The 25,931-nt window shown below is 64.9% G+C and carries 20 protein-coding genes and 1 pseudogene; 15 read left to right on the forward strand and 6 right to left on the reverse strand.

Annotated features, from left to right (window positions below):
* The first annotated feature begins 3 nt into the window (after positions 1-3).
* Genes queG through CFR72_RS02195 form a run of 3 tightly spaced genes read left to right on the forward strand, consistent with a single transcriptional unit; the run spans position 4 to position 2,237 of the window.
* Positions 4-1,101 carry a tRNA epoxyqueuosine(34) reductase QueG gene (queG, locus tag CFR72_RS02185; RefSeq protein ID WP_110912434.1) on the forward strand — a complete coding sequence of 366 codons (1,098 nt, stop codon included), beginning with the start codon at positions 4-6 and terminating at the stop codon, positions 1,099-1,101.
* Positions 1,098-1,382: a ribbon-helix-helix domain-containing protein gene (locus CFR72_RS02190; RefSeq protein WP_110912435.1), complete on the forward strand. Its 285-nt coding sequence runs from the start codon at positions 1,098-1,100 to the stop codon at positions 1,380-1,382. The genes queG and CFR72_RS02190 overlap by 4 nt, the downstream gene beginning before the upstream one ends.
* A 27-nt stretch (positions 1,383-1,409) precedes the next feature.
* Positions 1,410-2,237 (forward strand): TerB family tellurite resistance protein, encoded by an 828-nt coding sequence (locus CFR72_RS02195; protein WP_110912436.1) that lies wholly within the window; start codon positions 1,410-1,412, stop codon positions 2,235-2,237.
* Positions 2,238-2,404: 167 nt separating this feature from the next.
* Here the strand turns inward: CFR72_RS02195 and CFR72_RS02200 are convergent, their stop codons facing one another.
* Complete coding sequence (locus CFR72_RS02200; RefSeq protein ID WP_110912437.1) at positions 2,405-3,541, reverse strand: Mrp/NBP35 family ATP-binding protein; 1,137 nt, start codon at positions 3,539-3,541, stop codon at positions 2,405-2,407.
* A 281-nt stretch (positions 3,542-3,822) separates the two neighbouring features.
* On the opposite strand from CFR72_RS02200, the gene CFR72_RS02205 reads away from it, so the two are divergent.
* From CFR72_RS02205 to CFR72_RS02225, 5 genes are all read left to right on the forward strand, one after another.
* Positions 3,823-5,004, forward strand: a complete 1,182-nt coding sequence (locus tag CFR72_RS02205; protein WP_110912438.1) for an OpgC family protein — start codon at positions 3,823-3,825, stop codon at positions 5,002-5,004.
* Positions 5,005-5,049: 45 nt separating this feature from the next.
* The gene (locus CFR72_RS02210) at positions 5,050-5,742 is read left to right on the forward strand and encodes an SGNH/GDSL hydrolase family protein (RefSeq protein WP_110912537.1); all 693 of its coding nucleotides are present in this window, start codon (positions 5,050-5,052) and stop codon (positions 5,740-5,742) included.
* Positions 5,743-5,810: 68 nt separating this feature from the next.
* A complete protein-coding gene (locus CFR72_RS02215; protein WP_110912439.1) occupies positions 5,811-7,409 on the forward strand; it encodes a DegQ family serine endoprotease in 1,599 nt (532 codons plus the stop codon).
* On the forward strand, positions 7,409-8,497 hold the full coding sequence (locus CFR72_RS02220) for an FUSC family protein (protein WP_110912440.1): 1,089 nt from the start codon (positions 7,409-7,411) through the stop codon (positions 8,495-8,497). Before CFR72_RS02215 ends, CFR72_RS02220 begins: the two co-directional genes overlap by 1 nt.
* Before the next feature lie 220 nt (positions 8,498-8,717).
* Complete coding sequence (locus CFR72_RS02225) at positions 8,718-10,181, forward strand: mannitol dehydrogenase family protein (protein WP_110912441.1); 1,464 nt, start codon at positions 8,718-8,720, stop codon at positions 10,179-10,181.
* 141 nt (positions 10,182-10,322) lie between these two features.
* Here the strand turns inward: CFR72_RS02225 and CFR72_RS02230 are convergent, their stop codons facing one another.
* Positions 10,323-10,829, reverse strand: a complete 507-nt coding sequence (locus tag CFR72_RS02230; protein WP_110912538.1) for a GNAT family N-acetyltransferase — start codon at positions 10,827-10,829, stop codon at positions 10,323-10,325.
* Positions 10,830-10,960: 131 nt separating this feature from the next.
* Here CFR72_RS02230 and CFR72_RS02235 point away from each other — a divergent pair, with 131 nt between their 5' ends.
* The 3 genes from CFR72_RS02235 to mdoH all read left to right on the forward strand — a co-directional run bounded on the left by CFR72_RS02235 (position 10,961) and on the right by mdoH (position 15,104).
* Entirely contained in the window at positions 10,961-11,302 is a 342-nt protein-coding gene (locus CFR72_RS02235) for a winged helix-turn-helix domain-containing protein (protein WP_110912442.1), read from the forward strand.
* Positions 11,303-11,430: 128 nt separating this feature from the next.
* Positions 11,431-12,975: a glucan biosynthesis protein gene (locus CFR72_RS02240; protein WP_110912443.1), complete on the forward strand. Its 1,545-nt coding sequence runs from the start codon at positions 11,431-11,433 to the stop codon at positions 12,973-12,975.
* Positions 12,963-15,104: a glucans biosynthesis glucosyltransferase MdoH gene (gene mdoH, locus CFR72_RS02245; protein ID WP_110912444.1), complete on the forward strand. Its 2,142-nt coding sequence runs from the start codon at positions 12,963-12,965 to the stop codon at positions 15,102-15,104. The genes CFR72_RS02240 and mdoH overlap by 13 nt, the downstream gene beginning before the upstream one ends.
* 134 nt (positions 15,105-15,238) lie before the next feature.
* On the opposite strand, the gene CFR72_RS02250 is transcribed toward mdoH, so the two are convergent.
* The gene (locus tag CFR72_RS02250; RefSeq protein WP_233044507.1) at positions 15,239-15,703 is read right to left on the reverse strand and encodes a hypothetical protein; all 465 of its coding nucleotides are present in this window, start codon (positions 15,701-15,703) and stop codon (positions 15,239-15,241) included.
* 45 nt (positions 15,704-15,748) lie between these two features.
* On the opposite strand from CFR72_RS02250, the gene CFR72_RS17435 reads away from it, so the two are divergent.
* Both CFR72_RS17435 and CFR72_RS02255 read left to right on the forward strand, forming a co-directional pair.
* Entirely contained in the window at positions 15,749-15,946 is a 198-nt protein-coding gene (locus CFR72_RS17435; RefSeq protein WP_167400277.1) for a hypothetical protein, read from the forward strand.
* Between the two features lie 497 nt (positions 15,947-16,443).
* Positions 16,444-17,765 (forward strand): annotated as a pseudogene (locus CFR72_RS02255) (MFS transporter).
* Positions 17,766-18,005: 240 nt separating this feature from the next.
* Here CFR72_RS02255 and CFR72_RS02260 read toward each other — a convergent pair.
* From CFR72_RS02260 to CFR72_RS02270, 3 genes are all read right to left on the reverse strand, one after another.
* The gene (locus CFR72_RS02260) at positions 18,006-18,284 is read right to left on the reverse strand and encodes a hypothetical protein (RefSeq protein WP_110912446.1); all 279 of its coding nucleotides are present in this window, start codon (positions 18,282-18,284) and stop codon (positions 18,006-18,008) included.
* A gap of 149 nt (positions 18,285-18,433) precedes the next feature.
* Complete coding sequence (gene hisC, locus CFR72_RS02265) at positions 18,434-19,504, reverse strand: histidinol-phosphate transaminase (protein ID WP_110912447.1); 1,071 nt, start codon at positions 19,502-19,504, stop codon at positions 18,434-18,436.
* A 103-nt stretch (positions 19,505-19,607) separates the two neighbouring features.
* Positions 19,608-20,156 (reverse strand): ankyrin repeat domain-containing protein, encoded by a 549-nt coding sequence (locus CFR72_RS02270; RefSeq protein WP_110912448.1) that lies wholly within the window; start codon positions 20,154-20,156, stop codon positions 19,608-19,610.
* A 678-nt stretch (positions 20,157-20,834) separates the two neighbouring features.
* Here CFR72_RS02270 and tkt point away from each other — a divergent pair.
* Positions 20,835-22,901, forward strand: coding sequence for a transketolase (gene tkt, locus CFR72_RS02275; RefSeq protein ID WP_208629945.1), 2,067 nt, complete (start codon positions 20,835-20,837; stop codon positions 22,899-22,901).
* 127 nt (positions 22,902-23,028) lie between these two features.
* Positions 23,029-25,896 (forward strand): bifunctional transaldolase/phosoglucose isomerase, encoded by a 2,868-nt coding sequence (locus tag CFR72_RS02280; RefSeq protein WP_110912449.1) that lies wholly within the window; start codon positions 23,029-23,031, stop codon positions 25,894-25,896.
* Positions 25,897-25,931 lie beyond the last annotated feature (35 nt).

The raw sequence follows: 25,931 nt of genomic DNA on the forward strand, positions 1-25,931 counted from the left end.
CCCATGGCGCGCGCGCGGCCCGTAACATATTCCCCCGATGCGCAGGGCAGGCTTGCGCGCCGGATCCATGAGCGCGCGCTGGCGGTGGGGTTCGATGCGGTGGGCTTCGCGCCCGCCATGCTCGACGACGCAACGCGCGCGCGCCTGCGGGAATTCGTGGCCACGGGCCATCATGGCGCGATGGACTGGATGGCGCAGCGCATGGCCTGGCGGGGGGATCCGCGCGCCCTGTGGCCCGAGGCGCGCAGCGTGATCTCGCTCGGCCTGTCCTACGCCCCCGAAGGCGATGCGCTGGCGACGCTGCGTGACCCCATGGCGGGCAATATCTCGGTCTATGCCCGGCATCGCGACTATCATGACGTGGTCAAGGGCATGCTCAAGCAGGTGGCGCAGTTCGTCGTGGCGGAGGGACGCAGGCAACACGGCGACGATGCGCCACCCCCCGGCGTGAAGGTGTTCGTCGATACCGCCCCGGTCATGGAAAAGCCGCTGGCGGAAAGGGCGGGACTGGGATGGCAGGGCAAGCACACCAACCTCGTCTCGCGCACGCATGGAAGCTGGCTGTTCCTTGGCGAGATCTATACCACGCTGGACCTGCCGCATTCCGCGCCCTCGGGCGGGGGGTGCGGGACCTGCACGCGCTGCCTTGACGTGTGCCCGACCTCGGCCTTTCCCGCGCCGGGGCAGATGGATGCGCGGCGGTGCATTTCCTACCAGACGATCGAAAATCCCGATCCCATCCCCCATGACCTGCGCCCCTTGATGGGTAACCATATCTATGGCTGTGACGACTGCCTTGCGGTGTGTCCGTGGAACCGTTTCGCGCAGGCCACGCGGCAGATGAAGCTGCGCGCGCGGCCCGACCTTGTCGCCCCGGCGCTGCGTGACCTTGCGGTGCTGGATGACGCGGCGTTCCGCGCCCTGTTTTCCGGATCGCCCGTCAAGCGGATCGGCCGGGCGCGGTTCGTGCGCAATGTGCTGGTCGCCATTGGCAACAGCGCGCGCGCCGACCTGCGGTGCGTGGCGCAGGCGCTGTGTGACGACCCGGATCCCGTTGTGGCTGACGCCGCGCGCTGGGCGGTGGGGTGCCTGCCGTCATGAGGCGCGCGCGCCCCGTCGCGTCGTTGCCGCTGCTGCACAAGCGCAGCATGATGCTGTCGGGACACCGCACCAGCGTCGCGCTGGAGCCGGAATTCTGGGGGGCGCTGGAACGCATGGCCGCCGCGCGGGGGGTGGGTCTTACGACCCTGATCGCGCGTATCGACACCACGCGCGATCCGATGCGTACGCTGGCGTCCGCGCTGCGGGTCGCGGCCCTGCTGGAATGGATGCCTGCCCTGCCGGCAGCAGGGGGGCGAAGCGGGGAAGAACAGTTGGGTTAGCACGCGTGTCGTGCTAGGTTCGCGGTCATGGCGATATGGGGAAAACTCTTTGGCGGTGTCGCGGGATTCGCTGTAGGCGGTCCCATGGGCGCCCTTGTGGGAACCGCGCTCGGGCATGCCGCCGATAATGGCTCGCTGCTGGAGACGCCCGCCGGTGGCTGGACCGAACGCTGGGGCGGCCGCCACAATGCCGATCCCGCAGGCGCCGCCACGTTTGTCGCCGCCCGGATGGCTGCCGCAATGGGCAAGCGTGACCAGATGTATGGCCTGGTCATCATCGTCCTGTCGGCCAAGCTTGCGAAGTGCGACGGGCCGGTCAACCGCACCGAAATCAACGCGTTCAAGCGCCGCTTCAATGTCCCTGCCGAAAACATGGGCGAAGTCGGGCGCCTGTTCGACATGGCCCGGCAGCGCACCGACGATTACACGAAGTTCGCCCACGAACTGGGCAAGGCGTTTGCCAACCGCACGGAAATGCTGGAGGAGGGACTCGCCTCCCTGTTCATCATCGCGCGCGCCGATGCCGGCCCGTCGGGGGAAATCAACGCGCAGGAGGAACAGTTCCTGCGCAACGTGCACAAGGCGTTCGGCCTGTCCCCCGGTGCGTGGGAACGCGCGCGTGACGGCCGTGCCCGCCCCAGCGTGAGCGAGGTTGACGCCTATGCCGTGCTGGGCCTGTCACGCACCGCAAGCAATGAGGAAGTGCGCGTGACATGGCGGCGACTGGTGCGTGAACACCATCCCGATGTCCTGTCCGCCCGTGGCGCGGATGAGGCCGAGATGGCAAGGGGCGCGGCCCGCATCGCGCAGATCAACGCCGCATGGGACCGGATCAAGCGGGACCGGCAGATCTGAGGAAGTTTCGGGGAACGCCTTTATCCTTCTGGATTGAAGGGAAAGGCGTTCTTTTTTGGAAAAAAGAACCAAAAAACTTTTATTCCATGAAAATATCAGCCGGTTCTGCTGATTTCAGAAAATTTAAAAGTCTTTTTGCTTCTTTTTCTCCAGAAAAAGAAGACCCTTCACTTCCCCCGCTTTTTCTCCAGTAACCGGCGCAGCGCCCCGCCCACCGTATGCGCCAGCGCGCGATACGCCTTGCCCGCCGCACTGTCGGGGGCGGAGATGACGATGGGCGCGCCGTTGTCGCCGCTGGCGCGGATATCGGCCAGCAGCGGGATTTCGCCCAGGAAGGGCACACCGGTCTTTTCCGCTTCCGCCCGCGCGCCGCCATGGCCGAACAGTTCCGTGCGGTGGTTGCAGTTGGGGCAGCAGAAATAGGACATGTTCTCCACGATGCCCAGCACGGGCACGCGCATCTTCTCGAACATGGCGACGCCGCGCCGCGCGTCGAGCAGGGCGATATCCTGCGGGGTGGAGACGATGACCGCCCCCGCCAGCGCCGTCTTCTGCGCCAGCGTCAGTTGCGCATCCCCCGTGCCCGGCGGCATGTCCACCACCAGCACGTCGAGTTCGCCCCAGTCCACGTCCGACAGCAGTTGCCCGATCGCGCCCATGACCATCGGGCCGCGCCAGATCATCGCCTTGGTTTCCTCCACCAGCATGCCGATCGACATGGCGGTGATGCCGTGGCCATGCAGGGGCTGCAGGCGGCCGTCGCGCACCTCCGGCTGGCTGTTCATGCCCATCATGCGCGGCAGGGACGGCCCATGCACGTCCGCATCCAGCAGTCCCACGCGCAGCCCCTCCAGCCCCAACCCCACGGCAAGGTTGACGGCCGTGGTCGATTTGCCGACACCGCCCTTGCCCGACGCGACGGCGATCACCAGCCCCACATTGGGCGGCAGCGGGCCGGCAGGCTGTGCGCCGCCCGGCTTTGCACCAAGGTTGAGCGGACGGTGCCCCCCGCCGCCCTGTGGTGCGGCAGGCGGAACGGGGGCAGCGGGCGCGCGGTGGGAGGTCAGGATGACGGATGCGCCCTTCACCCCTTTGATGGCGTGCGTCAGTCTGGCTTCGATCTCGCTGACCAGCGGGCGGATGTGTTCGGCGCGGTCGCGGTCGGTGGCGATGGCGACATGGACCATGCCATCGCGCACGGTCGCGGCGTCGAGCGTGCCGAGGTCAAGCGCGCATGCCCCCGTGCGCGGATCGCGAACCTCGCGCAGCACCCGTTCGATTGCCGCCTGCGTTATCTGTGCCATGCTGCCCCTGCGCTGAAAAAACCGCTGAAGCCGGGATATAGGGGCCATGGCCGGATGACGGAAGGGGGCATGCGCGGTCGTGTCCGTGCAAAATGCGAATGGCCGTGGTCATAAATTGGCCTTGGTGGCGTATTTATCCATATCGTATCGGAAGTGTGAAATCCCGCCCCCTGCGCATCGTGGCCCGGTGCCGCGTGCCCGTGGGGAGTGGTGCGGGCTCATGCGCAGGAAAGAAGTAGTACGTCGCCATGACATCATGCGTGCAGGCAGGTGGTCCCCACATGGCCATCACCCCGCCGGACGGTGCGGAGGTCCCCCGTCCCGCCGGGGTGTCCGCCCCCACATCAGGGGCGGGTGTGACGGGCGTCAGCGCGCCACGGGTGCGCGACCATCGCGTGGACGCCCTGCGTGGCGTGGCGCTGCTGATGATGTGCATCGACCATATCCCGCAGGATGTCCTCAACCGCTTTACCATGCGCAATGTCGGTTTTGCCGACGCGGCGGAGGTGTTCGTGCTGCTGGCGGGCTATGCGTCGTGGCTGGCCTATGGCCGGGCATTTTCGCGCCAGCCATGGCAGGGCGTGGTCGAACGCATCGTGCGCCGGTGCGGGCGGCTTTATGTTTTCCAGACGCTGATGGCGGTGGTGACGATCGCGACCATCCGGCTGTGGCGGCAGTACTGGCCCGTGCCGGTCGATTTCCTCGAACCCGAACTGGCGCATGGGCTGGATTCCCTGTGGCGGGTGATGCTGCTGCAGGCGCTGCCGGGCAACCTCAATATCCTGCCGCTCTATATCGTGCTGCTCGGGGTGTTCGCGCCGCTATGCTGGGTGCTGCGCCGGGTGGGGCCGTGGCCCGTCCTTGCGGCCAGCGGCGCGCTGTGGGCGGTGGTCAATTTCGACCCGTCGCTCAATTTCCCCAACTGGCTGGACCCGGACGGGTGGTATTTCGACCCGCTGGCGTGGCAGTTCCTGTTCGTGCTGGGCGCGTGTGCGTCCATCCTTGCGGGCCGGCATGGCGGCAGCCTGCCGCGCTGGCGGGTGCTGGCGGCGGCGTGCTGGGCCTATCTGGTGTTTTCGGCGGTGGAATCATTCCCGTGGATGGACTGGGGCCTGCCGGACGTGCGGCCCATGGCCACGCCATGGACGGACAAGATGGTGCTCTCCCCGCTGCGGCTGCTCGATGTGCTGTGCCTGTTCTACCTTGTGCAGTCCTCCACGCTGGCGACGCGCTGGGCGCAGGGACGTGTGGGGCAGTTGATGGCGATGTTCGGCCGCCATTCGCTGGAGGTGTTCACCCTTGGCACCATCATCGACCTGTACGGGCGGCTGGTCTTCACCAGCTTTGGCGTCGTCTGGGGCATGCAGGTTGCGATCAACGTGGTGGGGTTCGCGCTGCTGTGGAGCATGACGCGCGAACTGGACCGCAGGCGTGCGCTGGCCCGGGCCGCGCGCAGGGCGTGAATGTCGTGTAGGATGGATATGACACAGGCAACGAAGGGAACGATCATGACGGATACGACAGGGACGGATGCGGCCGGGGCGGATGTGCTGCCCCGCCTGACGCGCCTGCTGCGTGATGGGAAGGGCGTGCGGATCGCCCTGTTCGGGTCCTCCACCATCGAAGGGGTGGGGGCAAGCACGCCCGCCCATGCCCTGCCCGCCATCATGCATGCCGTCCTGGCCCCGTTCGCGCCCGGCGGGGTGGAGGTCATCGGCCATGGCGTGGGCGGCGACGATGCGGAGGCGATGCACGCCCGCGTGGGCGGCATGCTGGCGGACCGGCCCGACCTGATCGTGTGGCAGACCGGCAGCAACGACCCGCTCAGGGGGGATGATGTCGGTGCTTTCATCGCGCGCACCCGCGACGACCTGGCCCAGATGCGTGCGTCGGGCGCGGATGTCGTGCTGATGGACCAGCAATACTGCCCGGTGCTGGAAACCTGCCCGGCCTTTCCCGCGTTTCGTGAAGCAGTGCACCACATCGCGCAACAGGACCATGTGCCGCTGTTCACGCGGTATGTGCGGATGAAGTCATGGTGCGCGGAACTGGGGCTGGAGCCTGTGGCGCTGTCGCCTGACGGGCTGCACCTGAACGACCGGGGCTACCGCCTGCTGGGCGAGGCGCTGGCGGCGTGGCTTATTGAACTGACGGGGCTGCCGGGAGGTGTCGCGTCATGTTATCAGGGTGACGGGGCGTGACATTCGCCCCGCCCGCCGCAATGGTGTAAATGCTCAGGCCCAGTCCAGATCAGGAAGCAACCAGCCACATGCCCGACCACGTTTCCGCTTTTTCCAGATCCAGTGCCGCCTTGGGCATGGGGGCCGCATTGCTGGCGATGGCGACGGCGCGGGCATACGCGCTGCCGCCCGCCGCCACCGTCGCGCCACCACCGGCGGCCGCGCATGTCACGCCCGTCAGCGATCCCGTGCGCCTGCCCGCGCCGGGCCATGACACGCCCGACAGCTTTGCCGACCTTGCGGCGCGGCTTCTGCCCGCGGTCGTCAATGTCTCCACCACCGAGATGGTGCGTCCCGGTGATGAAGACGATGACGGTGACGAAGGCGACAGCAGCCCGCAGATCCCCAATTTCCCCGAGGGCTCCCCGTTCGAGAAGTTCTTCCACGACTTCATGAACCGGCAGAACACCCCCAACGCGCCACCGCGCAAGATGCAGGCGCTGGGGTCGGGCTTCATCATCGACCCCGCCGGGATCGTCGTGACGAACAACCATGTCGTGCGCAATGCCGAACAGATCACGGTGACGCTGCAGGACAATACGGTGCTCAAGGCGCACCTGCTGGGCCATGACGACCGCACCGACCTTGCCGTGCTGAAGGTTGACAGCCCCAAGCCGCTGCCCGCCGTGCCGTTCGGCGACAGCGACCATGCGCGCGTGGGCGACTGGGTGCTGGCGATCGGCAACCCGTTCGGCCTGTCGGGCACCGTCACGGCGGGGATCATCTCCTCCCGCGGGCGCAATATCGAACAGGGCCCGTATGACGATTTCATCCAGACCGACGCCCCGATCAACAAGGGCAATTCGGGTGGGCCGCTGTTCAACCTGCATGGCGACGTGATCGGGATCAACACGGCCATCTTCTCGCCCTCCGGCGGGTCGATCGGCATCGGCTTCGCCATCCCCTCGGCCGAGGCGCAGGGCATCATCGAACAGTTGCGCAAGCACGGGAAGGTGTCGCGCGGGTGGATCGGCGTGCGTATCCAGGACGTGACGCAGGACATCGCCGATGGGCTGGGCCTGAAAAGCGCGCATGGCGCCCTGATCGCCGGGGTGGAGGCCAAGGGCCCGGCCGCTGCCGCGCACCTGCAGACCGGCGACGTGATCGTGACGCTGGATGGCAAGGACATCGACGGCCGCGCCCTGCCGCGCCTTGTTGCACAGCTTCCGGCCGGAAGTGTCGCGCATCTGGGCATCGTGCGCCATGACCATCCGATGAATGTCACCATCACCATCGGCGCCCTGCCGGAGGAAAAGACCGACAAAGCCGATGGCAAGCCCGCGCAGAAAGCCCCCGCAAGCGGCAGCATGGCGGTCGCGGGCCTTGGCTTCACCGTGGGGGCGATCGACGATATCGCGCGCCAGAAATACAACATGCCCGAAGGCCAGAAGGGCGTTGTCGTGACCGGCGTGACCGATGACAGTCCCGCCGCCGAACGCGGCCTGCGCACGGGCGATGTCATTACCGAGGTCCAGCAGGCCACCGTCAGCACGCCTGCCGAACTGAAGCACCAGATCGACCTTGTCCGCGCGCAGAAGCGCCGCACCGTGCTGTTCCTTGTGCAGAACAGCGACGGCCTGCGCTGGGTGCCGTTCCCGCTGGCTGAATCGGGCGCACACCCCGATTGATGGCAGGTCCCGTTTTTTCTTACGCGCGTAATGTCTTCATCGCGGCGGGTGGCACCTGGCGGCAGGTCGTGCGCATGGTCGTCTCGCTCATCGGGTCGGGGGTTGTCGCCCATCTGGTGCACCTGCAGGAACCGGTCTGGGCGCTGATCACCTCGGTCGTGGTGATTACGCAGAGCCGGATGACACAGACGCTGTCCACCGGGCAGGACCAGATCGTCGGCACCCTGATCGGGGCATCGGCCGGGATTTCCGCCATTGCGATGGAACAGTGGCTGTTCTGGCCCACGGACCTTGTGTTCTGGGTCATGCTGATGCCTGTCGCGGTGCTGGCGGCGGCGCGGCCCAAGATGCGCGTCGCGGTCATCACGTTGATGGTGGTGCTGCTGTTCCCCGGCAATGGCGCGCCGTTCGCACGGCCGTTCGACCGCATCGCCTCCATCATGATCGGGGTGGTGGTGTCGTTCGTCGTCTCCTTCTTCGTGCTGCGCAACGAGGCCCGGCGCGAGGTACTGCGCAATTCGGCGCTGTTGCTGCGGCAGGTGTCGGCGCTGCTGGAACTGGCGCTGCACCAGCATCCCGACAGTGACGCGGTCGCCGCGATCGATGACAGATGCCGATCCCTGCTGCAGGACCTCAATGACGGGGTGAAGGAGGCGGAGGTCGAACATCCCGGGTCACTGGCGCGGCATGACCCGCTGGTGATGCGTCTGCCGGGGCTCCTGCGCAAGCTGCGCGCGGATGCGGTCTTTGTCGCGCGCGCCGCCGTGGAGGGGCAGACCGCAAGCACCGGCGACATCCTGCGCAGCGAGCGCGAGGTCCTGTCCCATGTGCTGGGGCAACTGGCCGACCGGTGCGACCTTGCCGCGACACGCGGGCGGGGCAAGCCCCTGCCGGACGAGGGAGTGGAGGATGTCCTGTCGCAGATCCACCAGCCCGGGCCCCACTGGACGCCGGTGATGTGTTTCGCCATCGGCCTGCTGCATACCGACATGACGGTCCTGATCCGCAATGTCTGGGCCGACGGGCGCACGGACGAAGGTGCGCCGCCGCCGGACGCACCCCATGGCGGCGTGGCGCATGTCGGCTAGGCCCCCGGCGTCGCGGCAGGGTGGTTCCATCCCACGATAATTGTTGCATATTCTGGACATGTTTCAGGTTTATGTCAGATTGCATGGCACCAACGGCATGCTGGCGCGTTGGTATCCGTAATGTCCCGGTGGGCATGCGCCTGCAGGCGCGTGCCTGCGTGATCGCCATGCCTTGCGGTTACGGGAATGGATCAACCTTCACAGGAGTCTGGACATCACCATGCTGAACAAAGCGATTCTTGGAAACCTTCCCGAAGGTGTGCGTGGACCGGAATACGATCCGGCGACACTGACGCCAGGAATCGTGCATTTCGGGGTTGGCAATTTCTTTCGCGCGCATGAGGCATGGTACGTCGAACGCTGCCTTGACCGGGGGAAGCCGGGGCCGTGTGGGATCGTGGGCGTCGGCCTGACATCAGGCGCGCGCAGCGAACGCAAGGCCGAGACATTCCGTGCGCAGGACGGGTTGTATTCCCTGACGGAAGTGGAGGCGGATGGCACGCGTTCCGTCCGGGTCATCGGGGTGCTGCGCGATTACCTGCTGGCCCCGGCGGACCCGCAGGCGGTGCTGGCGCGCCTGTGCGATCCCGCCATCCGCATCGTCAGCATGACCATCACCGAAGGCGGCTACAACATCGACGAGGAAACCGGCGAATTCCGCATCGACAATCCCCGGGTGGAGGCCGACCTTGCCAATCCGCAGGCCCCGGCCACGGTGTTCGGGTTCGTGGTGGAGGCCCTGCGCCGCAGGCGTGCGGCCGGGACGGGGCCGTTCACGGTGATGTCGTGCGACAACCTGCGCCATAACGGGCAGGTCGCCCGCACGGCCTTCGTCGGCTATGCCCGTGCCTATGACCCGGACCTTGCACAGTGGATCGAGGCCAACGTGACCTTCCCGTGCAGCATGGTGGACCGCATCACCCCCAGCGTGGATGGCGCCATGCGCGACCTGCTGAACCGTGAAAGTGGTCTGGATGATGCGCTGCCGGTCCTTGCGGAGGGGTTCAGCCAGTGGGTGCTCGAGGACAGTTTCTGCGCCGGGCGTCCCGCGCTGGAGACGGCGGGGGTGCAGTTCGTCAGCGACGTGACCGGGTATGAACAGGTGAAGGTCCGGATGCTCAACGCCGCGCATGTGACGCTTGGCGCGCTGGGCCTCCTGCTGGGCTATCGCTATGTCCATGACGCGATTGCGGATGCGGACCTGCACCGCTTCATCAATGCCTACCTGCAGAAGGACGTCATGACGCAGATCCATGCGCCGCAGGGGCTGGACCTTGACGCCTATCGCCGCCAGGTCATCAGCAGGTTTTCCAACCGTGCGGTGGCGGATACGCTGCTGCGGATCTGCAGCGATGGCGCGTCGAAATCGCAGGTTTTCTGGACCGATACGGTGCGTCGCTCGCTCCAGTCGGGTCATGACCTGTCGCGCATCGCCTTCGGCCTTGCCGCCTATCTGGAAATGCTGCGCGGCAGCAGTGAAAAGGGGGACACCTATACCCCGCTGGAGCCAACCCTGACGGAAGGGCAGGTCGCGCTGGCCCGTGATCCCGATTTTGCCGCGGCCCTTGCGCTGCCGGCGTTCGACGGGTGGCGTGATGTGCAGACACCGGAACTGACGCAGGCGATCGTTGCGGCACGCAGGGCGATCCGCGAACATGGCGTCCGTGCCAGCCTGCCGGACTGAGGCGTAAGCAACTTTATCAGCAGAAATTTCTGGTAAAGCTCCTGATCTGAAAGGCTTCAGGGAACGCTGACTTTCTGGATCAAGGGCCGGCATCCGGAAATTCGCAGGACTTTTACCCGCGTGCTGTCCCGGACGGATGTTTCACGACCCCACATCCGGGACGGCGCGCGACAGGTGCATGGCCCCATCGCCGTAGGACGCGGCGGCCCCCGCATCGGAGGGGACGGGCGCAAAACCCTGCCGCCGCCAGAATCCCACGGCCTGCCCCGTCGCCATCAGCGCGATGCGGTGCAGCCCCGCCCGGCGCGCAGCATGTTCCACCAGGGCAAGTGCACGGGTGGCCGCCCCCTGTCCACGCAGGGCCGGGGCAATGGCGATGTCATGGACATACCAGCAGTCGGGATCCGGTGGCAGCGCATGCAGCAGCGTGTTCAGGCGCGGCGGCGCACGCAGGCGCCACGGGTGGCTCAGCAGGTATCCCGCCAGTCTCTTTCCATCTTCGTGCAGGCCAAGGCACCCGGCCGGGCACAGGGCGAGGCGTTCGGCGAAAACCGCCGCATCTTCGGGATAGGACGGATGGATCCGCCCTGCCAGCGCCTGTACATCTGGCAGGTCGGAATGGTACAGGGAACGCCATTGTGCTGTCATTTTCACCGTTGTGCGTATAGACGGGAAATATAATAAAACATTTCCTGGGCATTATTGGACGAGATAGTCATATTCCGGTAATTGATGGGCCGGCGTCCACCCTTATCCCAAGTGCAGGAGCACCTGACAGAATGACGGATCTGCGTCTTACATTACGTATTGATGCCAATGGCAAACCCCTGCTCGGACATGGGAAGATCCGCCTTCTGGAACAGATCGAGGAAACGGGGTCCATCTCTGCCGCAGCACGGGCGATGGGCATGTCCTACCGCCGGGCGTGGCTTCTGGTGGAATCGATGAACTCTGTTTTCGTGCACCCGCTTGTCGCCGCCCGCCCCGGTGGCGGTGGTGGGGCCGGCCTGTCGGAGGACGGGCACAAGGTACTGAAACTGTACCGGGAAATAGAACAGCTTTCGCGTCAGGCGGCCGATGGGCCACTGGCGGAGATGTCGGGCATGTGTGAAGTGCCGTGAAAATGCCATGCCACGGACATAGGAGAAGGTAACTGGACTGCCATCGCGCGAAAACGGCGCGGATTCGATTGATAAAGAGGTCACCCGCAACCGCTTCGCGGTGGGCCGATAATGATAATGATCGGGGAATGATTTCAGTGTTGCGACGTGATATTGTAAAGGCTGGAGCAGGTCTGTCGGTTCTCTCCCTTTTCGGCGGGATCGACGCACTTCGTGGCGCGCGTGCGGCGGATGCGCCGGATGCGGGCGTTTTTGACGATACAACCGTCCGACAGCTTGCGCATCGCCTGTCGCAACAGGCCTACCGCGCGCCGGAAGAAACGCTGCCCGCCGTCGTGCGGGACATGAATTTCGATCAGTTCACGTCCATCGCCTATCGACCCGAACAGGCCCTGTGGCACGGGGAAAACCTGGGGTTCGAGGTGGAATTCTTCCCCCGTGGCTACCTCTACCGCCCCCGGATCGAGATGTACGAGGTGATCGACGGCAAGGCCGCCCCCGTGCCGTATTCGGCGGACCTGTTCACCTATGGCAACCCGGCATTGCGGGTGGATGACAATATCGGCTTTTCGGGCCTGCGGATCCGCGCGCCCATCAATACGCCCGGCGTGATGGAGGAATTCTGCGTCTTCCTTGGCGCATCCTATTTCCGTGCGGTGGCCAAGGGGCAGACCTATGGCCTGTCGGCGCGTGGGTTCGCCGATGGCACGGGCGATCCCAAGGGGGAGGAATTCGCCCTGTTCCGTGCCTACTGGCTGGAAAAGCCGCGCTCCGGCGTGGACAGCGTGGTGCTGCATGCGCTGCTCGACAGTCCGTCGCTGACGGGGGCGTTCCGCTTCACCATCCGCCCGGGGGAGACGACGGTCTTTGACGTGCAGACCTATCTCTACCCGCGCAAGGAAATCCCGCAGTCGGGGATCGCGCCGCTGACGGGGATGTTCTATTTCGACGCCAACGACCGCAACCATGTCGATGACTGGCGCCCCGCCGCCCATGACAGCGAGGCGCTGTCGATGTGGACCGGCGGCGGGCAGCAGTTGTGGCGTCCACTGCGCAACCCGCAGGACCTGCAGTTCTCCGCCTTTGCCGATGTGCGCCCGCACGGGTTCGGCCTGATGCAGCGCAAGCGCGCCTTTGAGGATTTCGAGGACCTGGCGCTCAATTACGAAAAGCGGCCCTCCCTTTGGATCGAGCCGATCGGCGACTGGGGCGCGGGCAGCGTGGACCTGGTGGAAATCCCCACCCCGAACGAGGTCAACGACAATATCGTGTCCTTCTGGCGGCCGCGCGATGCGCTGGCGGCGGGGCATGAATATGCCTTCACCTATCGCATGTACTGGGGATGGGACACGCCATGGCCCACGCATCTTGCCCGCATCTCCGCAACGCGGGTGGGGGCGTCCACGGATGGGTCGCATACCCGCTTCTTTGACATAGATTTCACGGGAGAGCCGTTCGCGAACCTTCCCAGGGACGCGAAATTCCATCTCCAGACCCGTACCTCCGCGGGCGAGATCCGCAATGTCGTGGTCGAACCGAACCCCGACATCCATGGCTGGCGCGCCACGTTCGAATTCGATCCAAAGGATGCGAAGATCGCCGAACTCGACTGCTCGCTGGCGAATGACCAGGCGACCGTGTCGGAGGAATGGGTTTACCGATGGACGCCGTGACGCCCGGCGCGTCCCCTGCCGCGGGGGGGACGCTGCCGCCGCCCGCGCCGCTGGAGATGCCGGTCCATTCCCTGTCGCACCTGCCGCCGGGGGGCCGCGCGGGCACGCCGGTGACGCAATGGTCGGGCATCGTGCTGCGCCGTGTCCTTGTCCTTGGCAGTGCGCTGGTGCTGACGGGATGGGCCACGTATGAAATGAACCTCGTGTTCAATGCCATCAGCGTCTCCATCGCCGGTGTGGTCATGCTGGGGCTGTTCGTGGTGCTGTTCCTGTGGATCGCGCTGGCGTTCACGTCCGCGCTGGCGTGGTTCTGCTCGCTGATGTCGCGGGGCGGGGGGCTTGGCCTTGGCATCCGGCCGGACGGGCCGCTGCCCCGGCTTGTGGCGCGCACGGCACTTCTGATGCCCACCTATAACGAGGACCCGGGCCGTGTGATGGCGGGACTGCGCGCGATCTGCGACAGCCTTGCCGCCACGGGGCAGGCCGGTGCGTTCGACCTGTTCGTCCTGTCGGACACGACCGATCCCGATGTCTGGGTGGCGGAGGAAGAAGCCTATATGGCGTTGCGCCGCGCGACGGAGGGGGTGATACGTGTCTATTACCGGCGCCGCGCGCAGAATATCGACCGCAAGGCCGGCAATATCGCCGAATGGGTCCGCCGCTTTGGCGCGGCGTACCAGCAGATGATCACCCTTGATGCCGACAGCGTCATGTCGGGCGACACCATCGTGCGCCTGACCGCCGCGATGGAGGCCAATCCCGGTGTCGGCCTGATCCAGTCCCTGCCGGTGATCGTCAATGGCACGACCCTGTTTGCCCGCATGCAGCAGTTCGCCGGGCGGGTGTATGGCCCGCTGATCGCGCACGGCATCGCCTGGTGGCACGGGTCGGAGGGCAATTACTGGGGCCATAACGCGGTCATCCGCACCCGCGCCTTTGCCGAACAGGCCGCCCTGCCGCACCTGCCGGGGCGCAAGCCCTTTGGCGGCGCGATCATGAGCCATGATTTCGTGGAGGCCGCGCTGATGCGCCGTGGCGGGTGGGCCATCCACATGGTGCCCGCCCTGATGGGATCGTACGAGGAAAGCCCGCCGTCGCTGACGGATATCGCGATCCGCGACCGGCGCTGGTGCCAGGGCAACCTGCAGCATGCCAAGGTGGTCTCGGCCAGGGGCCTGCACTGGATCAGCCGCCTGCACATGCTGATGGGGATCGGGTCATATGTGACCTCCCCGCTGTGGCTGGTGTTCCTGCTCGCCGGTATCCTCGTGTCGTTGCAGAGCCGGTTTTCACGGCCGGAATATTTTGGCGACACCAAGCTGCTCTATCCCCACTGGCCGCATGTCGATCCGGTGCAGGCGCGCTTCATGTTCCTGGCCACGATGGGGATCCTGCTGGCGCCAAAGATGCTGGCCTATGTCGCGCTGCTGTGCGACGGGCCGTTGCGGCGCGGGTGCGGGGGGGCGGTCCGTGCGGCTGTGTCCATCCTTGTGGAAACGGTGCTTGGCGGTCTGGTCGCGCCGGTGGCGATGCTGATCCAGACGATGGGTGTGCTGTCCATCCTGATGGGGCGTGATTCTGGATGGAACGCGCAACGCCGCGACGATGGCGGGGTGTCCGCCCTGCAGAACGCGCGGCTGTATCTGGGCTATACCGTGTTCGGGGTCGCGCTGGGTGTTGCGGCGTGGGTCGTCTCTCTTTCGCTGTTCCTGTGGATGCTGCCGGTCCTGCTGGGGCTGGTGCTGGCTATTCCGCTGGCGATCCTGACCGGAAGCAGGGCCGCCGGGCAGGACCTGCGGCGCGCGGGCCTGCTGCTGATCCCGGAGGAGACATCCCCGCCCGACGTGCTGGCGCGTGCGATGCGTAACCTGCGCGACATGGCGGGGCGGCCGATTGGCGATGCGCTGGCGGTGCTGCGTGCGCATCCGGCGCTGCTGGCGCTGCATTGCGCCATGCTGCCGCCGCCCCGGCACAGGGGGGATCCGATCGACGCCAACCTGCTGGTCGGACTGGTCAAGCTGCGGGAGGTGCCTGACCTTCAGGCGGCGCGCCAGGCCCTGAGCCCGCGCGAAAAGGCCGCCGTCCTTGGCAATGCGGAAGGACTGCACCTGCTGGAGGCGCTGTCCTGACCGGCTTGGAGTCCTGATGAAAGTTCCGGGTGCCGCCTTTTTAAAAGGCGGCATTCTTTTTTGAAGCTTTCTGGAAAAAGCTTCACCACAAACCTTTGAGGTTTAGGGGCTTCTGGTCCCCATGGGGGCGGGTGTCAGCCGCCGCTACCGTCGGAAGGCGAGGAGCCTTCGGGGGGCGTGGCCATTTCCTCGCCTTCGGTGGAGCCATCGATGGACATGACCGCATCAAGGCTCTCGCACGACTGGCGGAAATGCGCGTCCGACTGGAACTGTTTGCCATTGCAGAGCTTTGCCGCATCGGGGACGCAGCTTTCGGTCGCATCCTCGTAATCGGATTCCATGACGTCATGGGCAAGGGACAGGTCGGGGTCGCGGTTGCCTTCGCTCGCCTTTTCGATCACGGCCTGGACCTTGTGGAGTTCCTGAAGCTTGTCCAGGCAGGGCTGGCTTGCGGCGTCGGGCTTGAAATGCAGCACGTCCATCGCGCGCTGTACCTTCTGTGTCGCAAGGCTCTGCGCCTGTGCGGGGGTGCAGACATACGCAGGCAGCGCCACAAGGGCCGGAAGCGTGAAGAGAAGGGGACGTGCGAAGAGACTCACTGTGAAACGTTCCATGACCTTATGCCCCGGACGCCGGTGGCGACATTGGGAAAGCTGACCTCTGCCATGACGCGCGGCCTGTTGGCACGCCGGAAGGGCACGGCAGAGTATGACAGCACGGCAGGACGGGGAAAAGATGCGCCAATATCTCAATGTGTGTCAAAAAAATCTTTGTCCCATCAGCAACAAATAACAATCGTGGCAAAAATTGGAAAATTTGCTTACATTCTGATGTTGTTTTGAGTATAAAATCAGCCATTCGATATATTGCGTCGCATAAAATCGGGAGGTGCAGAGACATATGGCCCTGCAAAATCGTTCGATATCGTAATGATTTTGCCTGATCCTAAAAATTCATGGTCCATCCATTGCCGCGTGAAGACGAATTCGCGCCCCTGATACAGGTGATACGGGATATGTTGACTGTCGCATATATGGCTGGTGCCGATATCGTGACCCATATTTCAGCCGTGGGTGGACGACATAACAGAACGGTCGGCAACGATCCGCACATCGTCCCGGACATGTCGCCTTGCTGGCGGCACTTTTTCCCGGTTGCGGCGTTAGTTCCGTCCGTGCGCGCGGCGCAGCATGCGTGACCGCGCTTTTTCGTACCTGAGGTTCCGCGATCGCATGTCGGCATGCCGGTGCATCGTGGACGCAGCCTGCATCGACGCTCCGCAATGAGGCGGAGCCACTCAATCTAGTGTTGGCTGCCTGTGAAAGAGGAGAATCTCCCCTTGAAACAGACAGACATTCTGTCCCAACGAACTTCGCTTGCCGATAAGCTTGGCATCCCGACCCCCCTGTTCTGGGGCTTTGTCGGCCTGCTGTTCTTCATGATCGGTGACGGCGTGGAGGCAGGTTATCTCGCGCCGTATCTTGAAGGGCAGGGCATTTCCGCCCGTGACACCGCGCTGCTCTTCACGATTTATGGAGTGACGGTTTCCATCTCCTCGTGGGTATCGGGTCCGCTGTCCGACCTGTGGGGCCCCAAGCGGGTCATGTGGATCGGCCTTGCGATCTGGGCCGTGTTCGAGGTCGCGTTCCTGTCCCTGGGAGTTGCGACCAACAGCTATTCCATCATGCTTGCGGCCTATACGATGCGTGGCTTCGGCTATCCGCTGTTCACGTATGGCTTCCTGGTGTGGATCGCGGCGGCGACGCCCCGCCACCAGCTTGGTTCGGCGGCAGGCTGGTTCTGGTTCGCCTTCTCCGGTGGCCTGCCGACGCTTGGCTCCCTGTTCGCCAGCTTCGCCATTCCCGTGATTGGCGAGATGATGACCTTCTGGAGTTCGCTGGCACTCGTGCTGTTCGGCGGCCTGCTTGCGCTGCTGATGACGCGCGAACCCACCGGCAGCAAGCGCCTTGCCGAACCGGGAACGCCTGCGAGTACGATCTTCTTCAGTTCCGTCAGCATCCTGTGGCGTGAACCCAAGACGTTCATCGCCATGATCGTGCGCATCATCGACACCGCGTCGGAATATGCGTTCCTGGTCATCATGCCGGCGTTCTTCACCAAGGTCATCGGCTTTTCGCTGTCGCAGTGGCTGCAGCTTCTGTCGATCATCTTCCTGGCGAACATCCTTGTGAACCTGGTGTCGGGCATGATGGCCGACCGCCTTGGCCACCGTTCGGTCGTCGCCATCGGTGGTGGCGTCGGTGCCGCGATCACGGTCCTGCTGTTCTACTACGTGCCGCTGATGTTCCCGGGCAACTTCGCGATTGCTGCCGCCATGGGTGCGCTGTATGGCGCCACCGTTGCCGCCTTCGTGCCGCTGTCGGGCCTGATGCCGCAGATCTGCCCCAAGGAAAAGGCGGCGGCGCTGTCCGCGCTGGGCCTTGGCGCGGGGGCAAGCACCTGGGTCGGTCCGGCCGTCGTGACGTGGTTTTTGAATCATGGCACGGGATCGAGGGGATCATCTGGATCTTCTCCGGCCTGTATCTGGTGTCGGCCCTGCTGACGATCACGCTGACGATTTCCCCCGAAGCGCGTCGTTACATGGACGAGGCCGCGGCCCGTGGTGACATTGCCGAGGAACTGGCTGCCGCCGAGCACTGATCGCCTCTTACCTTCCCCGCACCTTCTGGCGCGGGGAAGGCCTGGGCGGAACTGTCCGGAAAGCTCAAAAGAAGCTTCTTCCAAAAAGCTTCGGAAGACGCCGCCGTTAAAACAAAAAGGGCAGCACCCGGACATTTCTGCTTTGCGAAACGGCTTTCCAAAGAAAAAGCGCGGACCCGCCCCGGCAGGTCCGCGCTTTTTTCATATGGGTGCCCCATCAGGGGGGCGTCCCCTGTCGTCTCAGCCCCGTTCGGGCCGACGCCGGGGGGAGTGTGAGGGCGTACGCGCGCCACCAGCGGTATCGCGTCCCTTGCCCGCGGGTGTTTTCATCGCCGGGGCGGCGGCCAGTTCGGCCTCCAGCTGGCGGATGCGCTTCTGCACGCTTTCACGCAGGGTAGGGGCGGTGTGCGATTTCATGGCCGCAAGGGTTTCACGCAGGTCGCGCAACTGCTTCTGCTTTTCCGCCAGCGAACGGCGGATGGGCTGGTTGTCGGACATCTGTCCGTGGAATGCACGCATGATGATAATCCATTCGAATGGAAAACAAGACGTCGGTTCAGGTCAGGGAAGAAAGAACACGCACGCCCACACGCCCATGAAGGAAGGTTCCATGCATGGGGCATGACGGCGGTCAACCGGTCCGTGTCAGCCAGAAGGCGCGTATGCGCTCAGGCGCGGGCCGTGGCCATGATGTCAGCCAGTGCGTCGCACAGCGCCTGACATTCGGCCTCGGTCCCGATGGTGATACGGAGCCATTGGGCGATTCGGGGTGTCCTGAAATGCCGCACGATGATCGCCCGTTCCCGCAGGGCCCGGGCAAGGTTCAGTGCGTCATGGTCAGGATGGTGCGCAAACACGAAATTCGCGCATGAGGGAAGGACCTCGAACCCCATCTTTCCCAGGCTGTCTGTCAGCCTGTCGCGTGATCTTATGATCCGTTCGCGTATGTTGGCAAGCCATTCCCGATCCTCGATCGCGGCAATCGCACCGGCCTGCGCCAGACGGTCGAGCGGATAGGAGTTGAAGCTGTCCTTCACGCGGGTCAGCGCCTCGATCAGGTCGGGATGCCCTACGGCATACCCCACCCGCAGCCCTGCGAGCGCACTGGATTTGGACAGGGTGCGCACCACCAGCAGGTTGTCATGGCGCGCGGTCAGGGGAATCGCGGTCTCGCCCCCGAAATCGACATAGGCCTCGTCCACGACAACCACCTGGTCGCGGTGGTGCGTCAGCAGCGCCTCGATATCCGCAAGGGACAGCGCCATGCCGGTGGGGGCGTTCGGGTTGGGCACGATCACGCCGCCGCACGGGCGCATGTAGTCCGCGACCCTGACGCGCATGCCCGCATCCAGCGGCACCATCTGCGCCGTGATGCCGTACAGCCCGCAATAGACGGGATAGAAGCTGTAGGAGATGTCGGGGAACAGCAGCGGTCCCTCATGCTTCAGCAGCGCCTGGAACGTATGGGCCAGGACCTCGTCCGACCCGTTGCCCACGAACACATGCCCCGCCGGCACGTCATGGGCGCGCCCGATCGCCTGGCGCAGCGCCAGCGCCGACGGGTCGGGATACAGGCGCAGCGTGTCGTCCGTCGCCGCCCGGATGGCCGCCAGTGCCTTCGGCGACGGGCCATAGGGGGATTCGTTGGTATTGAGCTTGATCAGGTTGGTCATCCGCGGCTGCTCCCCCGGGACATAGGGGGTCAGGGTGTGGACGACGGGGCTCCAGAAACGGCTCATTGCATTTGGGTTCCACTGAAATGCGAAATACGCCGGCATGCAGGGCGCATGCCGACGCAGGGCGTGGGGAATGGGTGTATCAAATGGCAGGCGGGGTAATCGCTTACGCCTGCGGCGGCTTGCGTCCCATCAGCGCCAGAAGTTCGGCATTGTCCTGCCGGGTCGCCAGCATGCGTGCGCTGACGCCTTCGCCATCGCGCAGGTCGGGATCCGCCCCATGTTCCAGCAGCAGCGCCACCATCGGGTCGCGGTTGAACATGACGGCAAAGATCAGCGGCGTGCGGCCGACCCCGTTGGGGATGTCGATTTTCGCCCCGTGCGCGATCAGCGTGCGTGCGCCCGGCAGGTCGCCCTTGAACGCCACCCCCGCCAGCGCTGTCGCCCCCTTCTGGTCCTGCAGGTCCGGGTTCGCCCCCCCTTCGAGCAGCGCGCGCATCGTGTCCGCATGCCCGTTGTACCCCGCCAGGATCAGGGCGGTATATCCCTTGTCATTGCGGATGTCGGGGTCGATTCCCGCGCGCAGGAATTCCCTGACCAGGTCCGTCTCCCCATCCCGTGCGGCGGACAGGTACAGGTCCGCGATCTGCGTGTCCGTAAAGGTCTGCTCCGATGCGGTGGCGGCGGGGTCGCCGCTGGCGATTGTCTGGGTCATGGGCCTGCCTCGCGTATGTGAGGGATAACGGGTGGGGCGGGGATCCGCCCGGACGCCCCTGCCGCCATGGCATGCGCCGTGGCGGGCCGGTCGCGCGATGCCGCGCGGCGCCAGCGTCGATGATTACGCAATGCCGGCCCCCTTCGCAAGACGGGGGGCAGGCTGTCTTCGTGCCGTGATATTGTCGGGGATGGGTCTGGCATGGGGTCATGTCATTTTCATGGCCGCGCCGATGTCGCACGAAACATGGCAGGGGAGCAGGCCCATCCGCGCCGGGTCCGTTACGGATACGTATCGTGGGGTCGAGCAGTCGTGATTCGCCAAGGCTGGCGTCACGGGCGGTTCGGGCCTTCAATACGTGTGCTGTCGCGCCGGATGAGGTGGCTTGTTCCCATAAGGTGGTCGTGAGATTGTGCGTAAAACGGTTGCCCCATCAACCGTTTCGGACAGGCCCCGGCGTATCGCAACCCCGCATACCGCCCCCGTCGGGGCGGCGCGGGACGTCGGCGTCTGTCGCGTGATGTGCATCCTGCCGGATTGAAGCGGGAAGGCGGGAGGATCTTCCGCCGCCCCGGCATGTCGGGCGTGTTGCGGATCGGGGCAGTCATGATGAAGGAGAGCGGTTTTATGCATTCATTGTTTCCCTGTCCCGCAAGGGCACCAGAAGGAGGCGGCAGCATGCCGGCCAACATCGATACGTTGTGCATCAACACGATCCGCACATTGTCCATGGACGCGGTGCAGAAGGCCAATTCCGGCCATCCCGGCACGGCCATGGCGCTTGCGCCCCCGGCCTATACGCTGTGGCGCGATGTCCTGAACTATGACCCCGCCAATCCGCTGTGGCCCAACCGCGACCGCTTCGTGCTGTCGATCGGCCATGCGTCGATGCTGCTGTATTCGCTGATCTATCTGGCCGGGGTGCGTGACATCAGGGACGGCAAGGTGGTCGATGCACAGTCGCTGACGGTCAAGGATATCGAGCAGTTCCGCCAGCTTGATTCCCGCACGCCGGGCCATCCCGAATACCACCACACCGCAGGCGTCGAGACCACGACCGGTCCGCTCGGTCAGGGGTGCGGCAATTCCGTGGGCATGGCGATGGCGGAAAAATGGCTTGCCGCGCGCTTCAACAAGCCGGAATTCAAGCTGTTCGACTACCACGTCTATACGTTCTGCGGCGATGGCGACAACATGGAAGGCGTCTCGAGCGAGGCCGCATCCGTCGCCGGTCACCTCAAGCTCGGCAACCTGACGTGGATCTACGACAGCAACCGCATTTCCATCGAGGGTGATACCCACATCACCTTCACCGAAAACGTGCACAAGCGTTTCGAGGCCTATGGCTGGCACGTGCTCGAACTGCGCGACGCCAACGACACGGGTGATTTCAGGCGCCTGCTCGAGGAAGCGAAGGCCGAGACGTCGCGCCCGACGCTGATCATCGTGCATTCGATCATCGGCTGGGGTTCGCCGCACAAGGCCGGCACGGCGGAAGCGCACGGATCGCCGCTCGGCGTCGAGGAAATCCGCGAGACCAAGAAATTCTACGGCTGGCCGGAGGACAAGAGCTTCTATGTCCCCGATGGCGTGCCGGAGCATTTCCAGGCGGGCATCGCGACACGCGGCGCCGCGGCCAGCAAGGCGTGGGACGACCTGTTCGCCGCCTATCGCAAGGAATACCCGGATCTCGCCGCGCAGCTTGACAGCATCTTCGCAGGCAGGTTGCCCGAGGGCTGGGACAAGGACATCGCGACCTTCCCTGCCGACGCCAAGGGCATCGCCTCGCGCGCAAGCTCGGCCAAGGTGCTCAACCAGGTGGCCGTCAACTATCCGTGGATGATCGGCGGTTCGGCCGACCTGTCGCCGTCCACCAAGACGCACATGACGTTCGAGGGCGCGGGCGATTTCCAGCCGCCGCAGTGGGGGGCGACCTATGGCGGACGCAACCTGCATTTCGGCGTGCGTGAACATGTCATGGGCTCGATCTGCAACGGTCTCGCGCTTGCGGGGCTGCGGCCCTACTGCTCGGGCTTCCTGATCTTCTCCGACTACATGAAGCCGCCGATCCGCCTGTCGGCGCTGATGAAGCTGCCGGTGCTGTATATCTTCACCCACGATTCCATCGGCGTGGGCGAGGACGGGCCGACCCACCAGCCGATCGAGCAACTGGCGCAACTGCGCGCGACGCCGGGTGTCACCCTGATCCGTCCGTCCGACGCGAACGAGGTGGCCGAGGCGTGGCGCACGCTGATCCCGCTGACGGATCGCCCAAGCGTGCTGGTGCTGAGCCGCCAGAACCTGCCGACCATCTGCCGCAAGACCTATGCGCCTGCGTCGGGGCTGGCAAAAGGGGCGTATGTCCTTGCGGATGCCGATGGCAAACCCGATGTCATCCTTATGGCGACAGGCAGCGAGGTCGGTCTGGTGGTGAAGGCGTACGAGCGGCTCAAGGCCGAAGGCGTGAAGGCGCGCGTCGTGTCGATGCCGTCGTGGGACCTGTTCGAGGCCCAGCCCCAATCCTATCGCGACAGCGTGCTGCCCCGTGACGTTACCGCCCGCGTGGCGGTGGAACAGGCGGCGCAGCTTGGCTTGGACCGGTATGTCGGGCTCGATGGCGCGACCATCGTCATGCACACGTTCGGCGCTTCCGCACCGGCGGAGGAGCTGGAGGTCAAGTTCGGCTTTACCGTGGACGCCGTCGTGGCGGAGGCGCGCAGGCAGCTTGCCCGCAAGGCGTCATAGACCGTCATCCACAACGGGACAGGGCCACGCATGGCCCTGTTTTCCGTTTTTGTCAGGACCAAGGCGGAGGGGCGCCGCGACGCATGGTGCGCGCACCCGCCCGCCCAAGAGAAGGGAATGCACAGAAATGAGTGTGCACGAAACAGGTAAGGACGGCGCGGCCAACCCGCTGAAGCAGCTTGCGAAATACGGGCAGTCGCCGTGGCTGGACTTCATCCAGCGGTCCTATACCGCCAATGGCAGCCTGAAGAAGCTGGTGGATGAGGACGGGCTGAAGGGCGTGACCTCCAACCCCGCGATCTTCCAGAAGGCGATGGGGCAGGGCACGGATTACGATCCGCAGATCCGTTCCATCCTTGAACACCAGATCGTCGATGCCGGGACCCTGTATGAAATGCTGGCGATCACGGACATCCGTGACGCGGCAAAGGTGCTGCATCCCGTCTATGAGCAGACGAAGGGCGTTGACGGCTATGTCAGCCTTGAGGTCTCCCCCTATCTTGCGCGCGACACGCAGGCCACCATCGTCGAGGCCCGCCGCCTGTGGAAGGCGGTCGATGCCGCCAACCTGATGATCAAGATCCCCGGCACGCAGGAGGGCGCGCCCGCCGTGCGCACCGCCATTGCCGAGGGGATCAACGTCAACGTCACGCTGCTGTTCTCCAACGACGCCTACAAGAAGGTGCTCGAGGCCTATATCGTGGGGCTTGAGGACCGTCTGGCGCAGGGCAAGAGCGTGGCGGGCATCGCCAGTGTCGCCTCCTTCTTCGTCAGCCGCATCGACGTGAAGATCGATGGCGAGATCGACCGCCGCGTCGCCGCCGGTGACAGGGACGCCGCAGCCCTGAAGGCCCTGCGCGGCAAGGTCGCCATCGCCAACGCCAAGCAGGCCTATGCATACTGGCAGGGCGTGATGAAAAGCCCGCGCTGGCAGAAGCTGGCGGCCGCTGGCGCCATGCCGCAGCGCCTGCTGTGGGCCAGCACGGGCACGAAGGACAAGTCCTTCAGCGACGTGCTGTATGTCGATTCCCTGATTGGCGAGGACACGGTCAACACCATCCCGCCCAAGACGTTCGACGCCTTCCGCGACCATGGCAAGGTGGCCCCGACCCTGACCGAGGACCTCAAGGGCGCGGAACAGGTCCTTGCGGAGGCAAAGCGCCTTGGCCTCGACCTCGCTGGCGTGACCACCGTGCTGGTCGATGAGGGCGTGAAGTCGTTCGAGGACGCGTTCGACGAACTGCTCGGCTCGGTTGCGGCAAAGCAGGCGGCCTTCGTGGGGAAGAAGGTCACCACGACCACGCTGCACCTGCCCGCCGACCTCGACGCCGCCGTCAAGGCGGAACTTGAGGACTGGCGCAAGGATGGCAAGGTACGTCGCCTGTGGGCGAAGGACGCCACGCTGTGGACCGGCAAGGACGAGGCGAACTGGCTGAAATGGCTGTCGATCGTTGACGACCAGATCCTGGACCTGCCGAAGTTCGAGGAATTCCAGGCCGAGGTGAAGGCGCGCGGTTTCCGCGACGTGCTGCTGCTGGGCATGGGCGGGTCGAGCCTTGGTCCCGAAGTCCTGTCGGAGACGTTCGGCAAGCACGAGGGCTTCCCGCACCTCTATATCCTCGACAGCACCGACCCGCAGCAGGTCAAGGCGTTCGAGAAAAAAATCGACATTGCAAAGACGCTGTTCATCGTCTCGTCCAAGTCGGGCGGCACGCTGGAGCCGAACATCCTGAAGGCCTATTTCTTCGACGAAGCGAAGAAGGTGCTCGGCGATAAGGTCGGTTCGCACTTCATCGCCGTAACCGATCCCGGGTCGCACATGGAAGCCGTGGCGAAGGCCGACGGGTTCTGGAAGATCTTCTACGGTGAAAAGCAGATCGGCGGACGGTATTCCGTGCTGTCCGATTTCGGCATGGTGCCTGCCGCCGCCGCCGGCCTGCCGCTGCGCCTTCTGCTGGAATCCGCGCTGCGGGGTGAAAAATCCTGCGCCGCATCCGTGCCCCCGGCCCAGAATCCCGGCGCCCTGCTGGGCACCGTGCTGGGTGTCGCGGCAAAGTCGTTCGGTCGTGACAAGGTGACGATCCTTGCCTCGCCCGGGATCTATGACATGGGTGCGTGGCTGGAGCAGTTGCTGGCGGAATCTACCGGCAAGAACGGCCGCGGCCTGATCCCCATCGATGATGAGACAGCGGGCCCGGCCTCGGTCTATGGCAAGGACCGGCTGTTCGTCTACCTGCGCCTTGCCGAAAAGCCGTGCGAGAAGCAGGACGCGGCGTTCAAGGCGCTGATTGCAGCGGGCGAGCCTGTCGTGACCATCGAACTGCATGACAGGCGCCAGATCGTCGAGGAATTCTTCCGCTGGGAATTCGCGACCGCCGTGGCCGGGTCGATCATCGGCATCGACGCCTTTGACCAGCCTGATGTCGAGGCCTCGAAGATCGAGACCAAGAAGATCACCACCGCCTATAACGAAACCGGCAGGCTGCCGCCCTACGAACCCTTCTTCAAGGACGCAACGTTCGCGTTCTATGCCGACCCGAAGAACGCGGCGGCGCTGAAGGACGGCAAGACGGCCGAGGGCATCCTCAAGGCGCATTTCGCCCGTGCGAAGGCCGGGGATTATGTCGCCCTGCTGGCCTATATCGAGCGTGACACGGCGACGCGCGAATGGATCCAGGGTGTGCGCCTTGCGATCCGCGATGCGCTGAAGCTGGCGACGGCGGCGGAATTCGGCCCGCGGTTCCAGCATTCCACCGGACAGGCCTACAAGGTCGGGCCCGACACGGGCGTGTTCGTGCAGATCACGGCGGATGATGCGATCACCCTGCCGGTCCCGGGGGAAAAATACACCTTCGGCATCGTCAAGGAAGCGCAGGCCCGCGGTGACCTCGAGGTGCTGGGCGAACGCGGCCGCCGTGCCGTGCGGGTGCACATCCATGGCGACCTGAAGTCCGGCCTCGAAAAGCTGGGGCAGATCATCAGGGCGGCGGTCTGATCCACCGCAACGCACCGCCCCGCCACTGATGCTAT

The organism is Gluconacetobacter entanii, assembly GCF_003206495.1.
GTDB classification, from domain to species: Bacteria; Pseudomonadota; Alphaproteobacteria; order Acetobacterales; family Acetobacteraceae; genus Novacetimonas; species Novacetimonas entanii.